Origin of the sequence: Aquimarina aquimarini, assembly GCF_900299535.1 — a bacterium.
GTDB lineage: Bacteria > Bacteroidota > Bacteroidia > Flavobacteriales > Flavobacteriaceae > Aquimarina > Aquimarina aquimarini.
The window spans coordinates 1-12,211 of sequence record NZ_OMKE01000018.1 but is presented as its reverse complement, the minus strand read 5'-3'; the positions used below and the strand labels follow the sequence as shown (position 1 = coordinate 12,211).

8 protein-coding genes are annotated in these 12,211 nt (G+C 30.6%); 5 read left to right on the top strand and 3 right to left on the bottom strand.

The features are described from left to right. Positions 1-62: 62 nt before the first annotated feature. From DG508_RS09915 to DG508_RS09905, 3 genes are all read right to left on the bottom strand, one after another. Positions 63-335: a hypothetical protein gene (locus DG508_RS09915; protein WP_108867991.1), complete on the bottom strand. Its 273-nt coding sequence runs from the start codon at positions 333-335 to the stop codon at positions 63-65. Positions 336-402: 67 nt separating this feature from the next. Continuing rightward, the gene (locus tag DG508_RS09910; RefSeq protein ID WP_103864115.1) at positions 403-624 is read right to left on the bottom strand and encodes a hypothetical protein; all 222 of its coding nucleotides are present in this window, start codon (positions 622-624) and stop codon (positions 403-405) included. A gap of 57 nt (positions 625-681) precedes the next feature. Continuing rightward, positions 682-933 (bottom strand): hypothetical protein, encoded by a 252-nt coding sequence (locus tag DG508_RS09905; protein WP_108867990.1) that lies wholly within the window; start codon positions 931-933, stop codon positions 682-684. 113 nt (positions 934-1,046) lie between these two features. On the opposite strand from DG508_RS09905, the gene DG508_RS09900 reads away from it, so the two are divergent. The 5 genes from DG508_RS09900 (at position 1,047) to DG508_RS09880 (ending at position 12,050) form a co-directional block, all read left to right on the top strand. Continuing rightward, complete coding sequence (locus DG508_RS09900) at positions 1,047-2,798, top strand: AraC family transcriptional regulator (RefSeq protein WP_108867989.1); 1,752 nt, start codon at positions 1,047-1,049, stop codon at positions 2,796-2,798. A 574-nt stretch (positions 2,799-3,372) separates the two neighbouring features. Beyond that, positions 3,373-5,532, top strand: coding sequence for a prolyl oligopeptidase family serine peptidase (locus tag DG508_RS09895; protein ID WP_108867988.1), 2,160 nt, complete (start codon positions 3,373-3,375; stop codon positions 5,530-5,532). A 274-nt stretch (positions 5,533-5,806) separates the two neighbouring features. Further along, positions 5,807-8,008: a prolyl oligopeptidase family serine peptidase gene (locus tag DG508_RS09890; protein ID WP_108867987.1), complete on the top strand. Its 2,202-nt coding sequence runs from the start codon at positions 5,807-5,809 to the stop codon at positions 8,006-8,008. A gap of 34 nt (positions 8,009-8,042) precedes the next feature. Beyond that, positions 8,043-9,839, top strand: a complete 1,797-nt coding sequence (locus DG508_RS09885; RefSeq protein WP_108867986.1) for an erythromycin esterase family protein — start codon at positions 8,043-8,045, stop codon at positions 9,837-9,839. A 36-nt stretch (positions 9,840-9,875) separates the two neighbouring features. Continuing rightward, positions 9,876-12,050: a prolyl oligopeptidase family serine peptidase gene (locus DG508_RS09880; protein WP_108867985.1), complete on the top strand. Its 2,175-nt coding sequence runs from the start codon at positions 9,876-9,878 to the stop codon at positions 12,048-12,050. The last annotated feature ends 161 nt before the right edge of the window (positions 12,051-12,211 follow it).

Below are 12,211 nucleotides of genomic sequence, written 5' to 3'. Positions count from 1 at the left end.
CGATATTCATTTTTACTTTTACATTTTACATTTTACATTTAGAATTTTGCGGTTTTACACTTCTAAACACTTTGATAGTTTACATTCTTATGCCGTTGCTGTCTTGTAAAAAACCCAAAAGAAAATCCCACTGATTTTGTATACTCATAGCTTTGTAGGGTAACATTATATACAATAGGGGCTTCTAGGGTTTTCATAATATCGATAGTACGATAGAGTTTGGTTTTTGAGACCCCTAATCTGTGTGCAAATGTTTCTGGTGCTCCTGTTGCCCGTAAGCGGATCAGCTGATCCATACGCTCTATAGTCTTGATCTGTTTGATAATCACATTCATGTTTTTTTCTTACCGTTTATTTATTACTCATGTATTGGGGTGGGTTCTTGCTGGTATGACGGTTGTATTATTGGGTGTTTTCTTTTATTCTTTCTTTAATCTTTTGCTGTACACTATCTAGGATATGATAGATTGTAATCACATTTTTGTTTTTGATTTTTACTTTGGGGTTTACCACAGAGAGTACCTCGTCTACAATTTTTTGTGGGGCTTTGGTGCGTATGGTGACTTTGTGGGCAACTAGCGCCTTTTCTTCTGGGGGTAATTGGTTATAGGGTGTAAAAAGCATAAGCAGGGAGTTTATGGTGGGTTATTATGATGTGCACTATTCTTGATACACTACCAATTATGGGGTATTGGGGCTACACAAACCATTTTTGGGGGTAAGCAGTAAGATATTGCGTGCTTTATAGATCAATTGTACCGCATCATCACTAGAGGTACCTTTGGTATATAGCTTATTGATCCAATCATACAGTATCATCTCATAGGGAGCATGGCGTACTAGATTATACATAAAGGTATCCATTTTAAGGTGTAACATTTGTAAGACATCAGACATAAACTGATGTTTATTATTATATTCTAAACACTCCATGTTGGTTAATTTTTTGTGGAGTCAAATATAATGGCAGAAATTACGTTGAAACAAAGGAGAGAAATCTTGATTTACAAATAATAGGGTAGGAATTTATATATTTAGACTCCTAAATGTTTATTAATAATACTTGTAATTTGATATCATTTTATTATCATATTATTCATAATAAAAAAAGAGGTATATTCTTATCTTTTTTTTGCTGTACTTGTATCCTGTTCAATATAACTAGTCAAGAATTTAAAGAGAATGATTCCCTAGAAAAATATTCTTATGTTCAATTAGAAAATTTGTTTTATCTAAATGAAGATAATCCAGCATTAGCTGAAGAATATGTTGATTATTATTTAAAAAAAGCAAAAAAAGCAAAAGACAGTATTAAAATAGCGGAGGCATTTTATATGTTTAGTACTACAAAAAAGAATGAAAATCCTATTTCTATTATAGATAGTATTATCAAGTTTACTAAGAACAGTAATCATTTTGAGTACCCCGCAAAAGCTTATTCATTAAAAGGAATACTGTTATATAAATTAGGAAAACATAAAGAAGCTCTTGATGTTTATCTGCTTGCATATGATCATGCAATTAAAAATGGAAATATTGAACAAAAATCTGAGATTAGTTTCAAAATAGGTATTCTGAAAAATGACTTAGGAGATTATAAAGAAGCTTTAAAATCATTTAAATCTTATTACAATTATATTCAAGAATATTATAAAAATGATAGTTTACATTATAAGAAGCATGTAAAAATCCTTTTTGCTATTGCTGACGGATATAATAGGCTAAGAAAGCATGACTCTGCTAGTTTTATATTGAATAGAGCATTTCAATTATCTAAAGGATCTAAGAATAGTTCGTATAATCCTTATTTAACAGCAATGTCTGGAATAACTTATTACTACATGAAAGATTATCAAAAAAGTAGAGATAGTATATTTAAGTCATTATCAGGTTTAAAAAAAATAGGAGACTTTGGTAATGTATCCACGTCACATTTATATCTTGGTAAAGGATACTATGATCAAAAGAAAAGTTATCAAGCTTTGATTCATTTTAGTAAGGTAGATTCTATTTTTAAAGGAAAAGGATTGGTTTACCCAGAAATGAGAGAGGTTTATGAAATATTTATCGATTATTATAAATCTAAAGATGATAGAGAAAAGCAACTATATTATCTTGAAAGTCTAGTTAAAATAGATAGTACTTTAAATAATGATTATAGATATTTATCTAAAAAAATTGAGAAGAAATATAATACATCTGAATTATTGATTGAAAAACAAAACCTTATTACTTACATAAAAAATAAGAGAGAGAAATCAACTTTTTGGATTATCTTTTTAAGTGTTTTTTTATTAATAGTTACGTCTTTAACTTATAACTATTATTGGAAACAGAAAAAATTAAAGAGAAAAATTGATCAGTACCTTAATAGAGAAAAGGAAATAAAAAATCAAATTCCAAGTAAAAAAAAACAGGGAAAAAGTATTAATTTATCTGATAAGGTTGTCGAAGAAATCAGAAAAAACTTGAAGAATTTTGAGAATAACAATCAATTCTTGAATAAAAATTTAACACAAAAGGATGTTGCAAATCTTATAGAAACTAATTCAACCTACTTATCAAAAATAGTTAATCAATTTGAAGGTAAAAACTTTGCTGTTTATATAAATGATTTAAGAATTGATTATGCAATTGAAGAAATAAAAAATAATTCTAAGATTAGAAAATACTCTATAAAACATATTGCTGAAGAAGTAGGGTTTAATAATGCTGAATCTTTTTCAAAAGCTTTTTACAGAAAAACCGGATTATATCCTTCATTTTTTATAAAAAACATAGAAAAACTAATTAACTGAAAAACAGTTGGTTTTGATTTATTTAGTACTGGATTTACAAATCTAGACTTTAACCTTTAGATTTAATATTCCTTGTTTTTAATAAAGCAATATATTTGATTGAAATAATATTAAATCAAAATAATGGGCTATGAAAAATCAATTCAAGAAACCTGAGAAAAGTAAAAAATTATCTCTTAAGAAGTTTGAGATATATAAATTTCAAAAGTTGAATAATATTAAAGGAGGAAATTCAACTAGTGATTATACAATGAGAACTATATCGAAATAATTGATCTTTTATTTTTAAATAAATTTTAGGTTCTAATTTAGTTTTACTTAAGTGTATTAAATGATTTTTATCGTTAATATAAATTTTAGATAAAGAAGTTAATTTTGAATTAGAGCCTAAAATTTAATTCTTTCTATTTGATTAGAAAAACCTTAAGAAGTTTAGTTTTATACTATCAGTAAACTTTTAATATTTTACACATTATTAACTAATGATTTTTTAGTTTGTAAATTAGAATGTTAAATTGATTATACCTTAATGGAATATATGTATGAAATATCTTATCATTAACGCAACTTTTATATGAAAATCAATTCATTTATTTCTATCTGTTTATTAAGTATTGGCTATTTAAGTTGCCAAAGTAGTTTGCCAAAATTATCACCTGATACTATAGTAGACACGTATCATGGTCACCAAATAGAGGATTCCTACCGAAAAATTGAAAATTTAGATGACCCTGAAGTAAAAAAATGGCTAGAAGCCCAAGAAAACTATACAAGAAATGAACTTAATAAAATCTCTAAAAGAGGTTATTTAATTGATAAACAAAGAGATTTTGATGCAAGAAATGTAATTTCTGTCTCAGATTTATATATAACTAAAGAGGATGATTATTTTTATATTAAGAGTAATGTAAAAGATGGTAACGCAAAACTATTTTATAAAAAAGGGATAAAGGGGCAAGAAACACTACTATTTGACGTAGAACTTTTCAGACCTAATGGGGAATACATTATTAATTATAGTAAGCCCAGCTGGGATGGATCAAAGGTTGTAATAGGCTTAACAAAAAACGATGAGGAAATTTCAGAGCTGTTTGTTATTGATGTTCATTCCAAAAAGATATCACAACCTATTACTAAAAACTCTTGGCCGTCCGCTATAGGTGGAATACAATGGTTGCCCGATAATTCTGGATTTACATATGTTCATTTGCCAATCACTGATAATAAGTCAAATAAATTTTTGTTAAATACAAAATCCGTTCTTCATTTATTTAATGATGATCCAAAACATACGATAGAACTATTATCAAAGAATAATAATCCTAAGCTAAAAATCCTTAAAGAGGATTTTCCTGTAGTATCTATTTTAGATAATACAGATCAATATATATTTGGTGAAATTAGAGGTGCTTCTCCTTATGCAGACACATATTATTCTCAAGACAAATTCAAAAATTTATTTTGGAAATCATTATTTACCAAAGATGAAAAAATTAAGAAATTTAGAGTAGTTCATGACAGTATTATTTATTTAACGGCTAATAATGCATCAAATTTTGAAATCAGAAAAACTTCTATTCTAAATCCAGATTTTAAAAATCCAATTACAATAGTTAAAGAATTACCAGAATCGGTTATAAAAGATTTTGTATTGACCTCAAAAGGTCTTTTCTTTAGTACTACCACCAATGGAGTCGTGGCTGATCTTTATCGTAAAGATCATAATGGGTTAACAAAAATTAAATTACCAAAAGTATTCGGATCAATTAATTTGTCTGCAAAAAGTAAAGAGCATGATGATCTTTGGATAACTACAAAGGGGTGGATGAATGGTGCTACAAGATATAGATTTGACCATAATTCTAATTTGTTAATTGAAGAAAACATAACACCCAAAGCTGATTTCCCAGAGTTTAACGATTTAATCGTTGAAGAACTTTTAGTCAAATCTCACGACGGAGAAGATATACCCTTATCTCTAGTATATAAAAAAGGAATTAAAAAGGACGGTAGTAATCCAGTTATGCTAAGAGGATATGGATCGTATGGGTTTTCAATGTTTCCGTACTTTTCACCAAGTATTCTTACATGGGTCTTAGAAGGAGGTATCTTTGCTACGCCCCATGTTCGTGGTGGTGGGGAAAAAGGAGAGAATTGGCATTTAGGCGGATATAAAACTACCAAACCCAATACATGGAAAGACCTAATTTCTTGTACTGAATATTTGATATATAAAAAATACTCGTCAGCAAACAAAACTGTTATTTGGAGTGCCAGTGCGGGTGGTATTCTTATTGGCAGGGCGTTAACAGAAAGACCTGATTTATTTGCTGTCGCAATAATCGAATCAGGATCAATGAATATGATTCGATCAGAAATTCAACCAAATGGTGCTAATAACATCAAAGAATTTGGAACTGTAAAAATTAAAGAAGAGTTTGAAGCCTTATTAGAAATGGATGCATATCATCATATAAAAAATGGGGTATCATATCCTGCTACTTTAATTACAACAGGCTTGAACGATCCGAGAGTTGTTGCATGGGATCCTGCAAAATTTGCAGTAAAACTTCAAGCAGCAAATTCCTCTCAAAACCCTATTTTATTTTCTGTAGATATGAAAGGAGGACATGGTTTTGACACGTCCAAAGCTAATGCTTATAAAAAGAGAGCTGATGTTTTATCTTTCGCCCTATGGCAAACAGGGCATCCTGAGTATCAACCTAAAGAGTAATATAAGATAGTCAACGCTTATAGTACATTATTTATGATAAAATAGTTTTTTTAAAACAGAAGCAAATAAGATAATTATTGGTTTTATAATTTTGATCAGACAATATCATATATTGTCTAATGGGTGTGTTTCAGAAAAGAACCTTTTTAAAAGTGTCACTGATATTTTATCTATAATATTTTAAGAAACGTGACACCTAGATCAAGCCATGAAGTAAGTGTACTTATAAGTAAAACTCACTGTTTTGTTTACAATTAAAAATTGTTATCAGTCTATGAAAAACGTATTCCTCTTTTTATTCTTTTGCAGCTCCTTCTTGGGGTATACTCAGGAAATCAAAAAGCAACTTCTCACTAAAAAAGAACTTAAAAATTGGTATCATAAAGACATAATTAAAGATACTATTCCTGGCACAACTTTAGTCGATCGTTTCAGAGATTACGAAAATTTAAAGAATCCAACTACTCTCAATTGGTTAAAAAATCAATCCAAAATATCTCAATCATTTTTGGATTCGATCCCAAGAATCGATACACTCATAAAGTATCAACAAATAAATAATGAAATCCTTAAAAGTGATCTAAATCACTTGAAAATCTATAAAAAAAGAACTTTTTATACAAAACAAGATGTTGAGTCTAACCATACATCTCTCTATTGTATAGAAAACAAAAGGTCAGTAAAAATCTTTAATACTAAAGAATATAACCCTGAAGATAATTACATATATTCCATAACAGATGTTCAACCATCCTGGGATTGCTCAAAAATTGCTATTTGTTTATCATATAAGGGAAGAGAAACTTCGGATCTAATAGTATATGATTTAAAAACCAAAAATTACCAACAAACTAATATACGATCTGTAAAACCATCAATAGGTGGTATTAATTGGTTACCCGATAATTCTGGATTTTTATATACATGGGTCGATCCCGAAAAACAAAATACTAATCAAAATAATCTACTTTCTAAAGTTAAAATTTATAATCTAAACAGTCATATATCAACTGATTATTTTTCAAAATATGCTGTACAAGAGATTTCAATTCAAAACGAAGATTTCCCAATTATCTATATTGATCATCCAGAAGATAATTATTTAATTGGAACAGTCTCTAGTTCTTCTCCATATTTTGATTCTTATTATAAACCTATAAAAAATTGGAAAAATCCAGATATATTATGGAAACCCTTATTTAATAAATCAGAAAAAATAAAATTATATTATCAAGATCAAGATAGTATTGTTTATCTAACTTCTAAAAATTCTCCCCATTTTAAAATATGCAAAACAAGTATTAAGAATCCCGATTTTGAAAACCCAAAGGTTATTGCAAAGGAAAAAGAAAATGAAATTATTAAAAGCTTTGTACTAACTAAACAAGGTATTTTCTATTACACCCAAACTAATGGAGTAATTAGTAAATTATACAAGGTGTCTAACGGAAATGAAAAAGAGATAAAACTACCTTTCTCTACAGGAAAAATAAATTTGTTTTCTTTTGGTTCAAATGACAACTATTTATCAGCAACACTTCAAGGATGGCTTAACAAGCCTATGAGATATACTTTTGATGTAATCAATCAAAGACTCGTTGAGGATGCGTCGTTATCCATTTTGTTTTCTAATAACGAAAAAACACAATTATCTAAAAACTTAATTATAGAAGAGATAGAAGTAACATCTTGGGATGGAAAAAAAATTCCTTTATCTCTAATATATAATAAAGAAACTCCCCGAAATGGAACTACGCCAGTAATCATGAGAGCATATGGAGCGTATGGAGCAATCATGCCTCCAATTTTTCATTATGGTTTTTTGTTACCAGCTCTAGAAGGTGGTATTTATGCAGTTGCCCATGTAAGAGGAGGAGGGGAAAAAGGAGAAAATTGGTATCAAGGAGGGTTTAAATCTACCAAATCAAATTCATGGAAAGATTTTATCTCTTGCTCCGAATATTTAATTAAAAACAAGTATACATCCAAGAAAAAAATTGCGATATGGAGTGGCAGTGCAGGTGGAATAGTTATAGGTAAAACCTTTATTGAAAGACCAGATTTATATGGTGCCTGTATAATAGATAATGGGATTTTAAATCCTATAAGATCTGAAAACGGTGTCAATGGTGCTGATTTAGCTAAAGAATTTGGATCAATAAAAAATTCTAACGAGTTTAAAGCTTTGTTAGAGATGGATTCATATCACAGTATTAAAGAAAAGGAACACTATCCCGCAGTACTTTTAAGAATGGGGTTAAATGATTCTAGAGTCGCTCCATGGCAATCTATAAAATTTGGTGCCAAATTGCAACTTGCATCGAGTTCAAATAACCCAATTTTAATTTATCCAGATTTTAATTCAGGACATGGAGTAATAGGCAGTTTTCAAATAAAAAAATATACAGATATAGCTAATGCAATTGCTTTCGCCTTTTGGCAAACAGGGCATCCTGAGTATCAACCTAAAGAATAAAACACAATCCATTCTTTAAGAAATAAAAGTAAATATGCCAACCATAAAATTTGAGGTGTTTAATTTGAGATCAATGATTCTTATAAAAAAGAATACAGTATGGGTTCTTTTTTCCTTATTTCTGTTTTGTACAATACACCTTATCGCACAAGAAACATCGTTTCAATTTGAACAAGGTAAGGACATCCAGATCAAAGGAGTTGAAAAACATTTATATAAAGTAAGCTTAAATAATGGCGAATTACTACAATTGCATCTACTACAAAAAAATGTAGATCTGCAAATCATAGCTTTCTCACCCAATAACGATACCCTACAACGATTTGACGCTCCTAATGGAAAAAACGGATTGGAAATCGTTGAATTACCTATAAAAAAAAGTGGTATATATCATTTTGAAGTTAGCCCACTTCTTCCTAAAAGATTTACAGGTGCTACCAGACAAAAATATATTGACAACATTGATGGTAGTTATCTTGTTTCAAAATATAAAGTATATTCACAAAAAGAACATATTCAATTACAAAACAGAAGGAAAGCACAAAAAGATAGTGTGATCTCATGGATCAAGAATACATCAATCCCTTTACAAAGTGTAAAAGCAACAACTGGTCTTACTGATCTTATGGGTTTAAAGCCTATTTTAAAAGATGTACAGGTTGTCGGTCTGGGAGAAACCAGTCATGGTAGTAAAGAAATTTTCCAGATGAAACACCGTATGCTAGAGTTTTTGGTCAAAGAAATGGGATTTACCATTTTTGCAATAGAGGCTAGTCATATAGGGTGCAAACCAATAAATGACTATGTTTTATATGGTACAGGTACTAGCAGAGAGGCATTAACAGCTCAAGGTTTTTGGATTTGGAATACCGAGGAGGTACTAGAGATGATCGAATGGATAAGAGACTATAACCGATCAGCTCCCGATAATAAAAAAGTAAAATTTATGGGGGTCGATACACAAATAGTAGCATTGGATTCGGCTTATGCCAATGTTAGTAATTTTATAGAAAAAACAAAAATAGATACACACCCAAGGGTTAAGATGGATTCACTTTTTCTTCAAATAAAAAACCCAACGAACAAAACCGATATGTCTTTGCAAAGACAAGAATTATATGCACTGCTATCCTATCTGATACTTCATGAATTCAGACTTATTCATAATACTTCTCAACAGGAGTATTCTAACGCTGTTTCTGATATAAGAAAAATTATACAAGGTGTTGAATCTGGGGATGTAACGTATAGAAAAAGCTTTGATTATAATATTCGAGACGAATATATGGCACAAACCGTTTTGGAAATTCTAAGAGAACAAAAACCAGAAGCCAAGATGGTGCTTTGGGCACATAACGGACATATTGCTAAAAACCCAGAAGCATTTGCCAATGGCCACAAAAACCCTCTGGGAAGTGTTTTAAAAAGATATCTGGGAGAAAAATACTATGCTATTGGTTTTTCTACCAATCAAGGAAGTTTTAGGGCTATAAATTATAATGCTAAAGAAAAAAAATATGATAAAAATGCAGTTTTTACTCTTCCTCCTGCCAAAGAAGGAAGCTTAGACTGGTATTTTGCGCAAGCCAATAAAGATATTTTCTTTATTGATTTTGTGAAATCACTACACTCTAAAACAATCGCTACCTTTTTAAGTGAGGAAAGAAAGGCGTATTCTAATGGTGCTAGTTGGAGCTTGGATTATGGGATAACACCTGCTTTTGATATATCACCAGGTAAAAATTTTGATGGTATGATCTTTATCAAAGAAACATCTCATTCTATACTTACGCCTGCTGGTAAAAAAGAAGTAGAAAAGAGAATTAAATAACTTATCTTGAGAACACAAAAAAATTTTTGTTTTAGTATGATATCTCACATACTACATTCTTCTGTACTATGCTATATATTTATAATAGTAGGCTATACGGCAGTTTCTCAAGAAAAAATAAAAGATAGCCTTGTTATAGATACCTACCACGGCTATAAAGTAGAAGACCTCTATCGTAATCTGGAAAATCTTAAAGATACTACCGTTATCAACTGGTTACAACAACAAGGGGAGTATGCTCGTACTACTCTAAAACGTATCCCAGCAAGGCAACAAATTATTGATAGGCAACTAGCCTATGATAAGAAAAAGAAATTTGATGCCTCTAAAATCAAAACCTTAAGTAATGGGCGCTGTTTTTATCTAAAATCATATGCAGAAGAAGGAAGCTATAAGTTATACTATCGTGAACAACATGATGCAAAAGAGTTTTTGTTATACGATCCTATTACTTTTTCTAATACAGAGAAATACCACATCAACTATATACAACCTGATTGGGAGGGAGAAAAAATAGCGATAAGTCTTTCTAAAAAAGGAGAAGAAGCATCCAAAATAATTATCCAGGAGGTAGCGACCAAAAAGGTTTTTCCGCAAATTATTAAAAATTGTATTCCTACAATCGGGGGGATACAATGGGAATCAGACAATAATGGGTTTATCTATGTGCATTTTCCTATCATAGACCCAACAAGTGATCAATATTGGATGAATACCAAGGCCATACGCTATACCATAGGTAGTGATCCTGATATACTGGTGGATATTTTTTCTAAAAGTAATAATCCAAGCATGGGTTTAAAACCCGAAGATTTTCCGTTTGTACGTAATCATGCCCCTAATGATGGGTATCTTGTTGCCAAAGTTGGAGGTGTTTCTGCTTTTGATGATTTCTATTATAAAAAAGAAAAAGACCTCACCGCAAAAGGAATTCCCTGGAAGCCTCTTTGTAAACAAGCTGATAAGGTTCAAAAAATTGTATTGCGAGATCATAAACTTATCTATTTATCTGCAAAAAATGCTTCTCATTATAAGATTTGTGAAACCTCTATAGATTCTCCCAATTTTGATACTTCTAACGTCTTGATTCCTGAAAAAGATGACGAAGTCATCACAGATTTTGTAGTAACTGATAAAAGGTTGTTTTTTACTACCAAAAAAAATAGTGTTATCGCAAAACTCTTTCTTTACAAGAATGCTACTGTAAAAGAAATACCCCTACCCGCTCCTTCTGGTAAAATAGAAATTAAGTCTCTGGGAGCACAGTCTGATTTTTTAAAAGTTTCTATAGGAGGATATATCAATACGACTACTTCTTATTATTATGATATATCCAAAAACATTTTTATTCCAGAAAATATTGATGCCAGTACAGAGAACAGCGATTTTAACAATGTAACAGTAGATGAAATCGAAATCCCCTCTCATGATGGTGTTTTGGTTCCTTTATCTATTATACGAAACAACGATTATAAAAAGAATAAAGATACAAGGGTTCTATTTTATGGCTATGGATCGTATGGAAGTCCTGGCACTCCTTTTTTTGACCCTACTCTTTTGTCATGGGTAACAGAAGGAGGTATCGTAGCCATTGCCCATGTACGCGGTGGTGGTGAGAAAGGAGATGCATGGCATAAAGCGGGCTATAAAACTACTAAACCTAATACCTGGAAAGATATGATTGCCTGTACAGAGTATATGATAAAAGAAGGATATACCAATCCTGATAAGTGTGTGATTTGGGGAACTAGTGCTGGGGGGATTCTTGCAGGAAGAGCAATGACAGATAGACCTGATTTATACAGTGCTGTCATTTTATCGTCTCCTGCTCTTAATATGCTTCGCTCAGAGATTCAACCTAATGGTCAAAATAGTATTAAAGAATTTGGTACCGTAAAAATAAAAGAAGAATTTGAAGGGTTATTAGAAATGGACTCCTATCACCATATCAAAAAAGGAGAAAAATATCCCGCTACTTATGTAACTGGGGGTATGAAAGACGGACGAGTAGTTATATGGGATCATGCTAAATTTGTTGCAAAATTACAGGCATATAATACCTCTGACAACCCTATTCTATTTAACGTGAATTTTGAAGATGGTCATGCAGGGATGAATAATAGCACTCAAGAGATCTATGAGAAATATGCAGATGCTTTTGCTTTCGCCCTATGGCAAACAGGGCATCCTGAGTATCAACCTAAAGAATAATTTTTTTACCCAAAACAAATAGAAAAAAAAAGGACAAAAAGCTTACTTACAGATAATTAGCCTCTTCTGCAAAATAAACACCTAAAATAAATAGTGATTTTCTCATAAGAATATACTTGTATTATATACATTTGCATCGCAAACTCGCCTAATAAATAAAC

Coding starts and splice junctions, on each gene's coding strand:
- DG508_RS09915 (WP_108867991.1), bottom strand. CDS start 335: ATGAATGTGATTATCAAACAGATCAAGACTATAGAGCGTATGGATCAG.
- DG508_RS09905 (WP_108867990.1), bottom strand. CDS start 933: ATGGAGTGTTTAGAATATAATAATAAACATCAGTTTATGTCTGATGTC.
- DG508_RS09895 (WP_108867988.1), top strand. CDS start 3,373: ATGAAAATCAATTCATTTATTTCTATCTGTTTATTAAGTATTGGCTAT.
- DG508_RS09880 (WP_108867985.1), top strand. CDS start 9,876: ATGATATCTCACATACTACATTCTTCTGTACTATGCTATATATTTATA.
- DG508_RS09890 (WP_108867987.1), top strand. CDS start 5,807: ATGAAAAACGTATTCCTCTTTTTATTCTTTTGCAGCTCCTTCTTGGGG.
- DG508_RS09900 (WP_108867989.1), top strand. CDS start 1,047: ATGTTTATTAATAATACTTGTAATTTGATATCATTTTATTATCATATT.
- DG508_RS09885 (WP_108867986.1), top strand. CDS start 8,043: ATGCCAACCATAAAATTTGAGGTGTTTAATTTGAGATCAATGATTCTT.
- DG508_RS09910 (WP_103864115.1), bottom strand. CDS start 624: ATGCTTTTTACACCCTATAACCAATTACCCCCAGAAGAAAAGGCGCTA.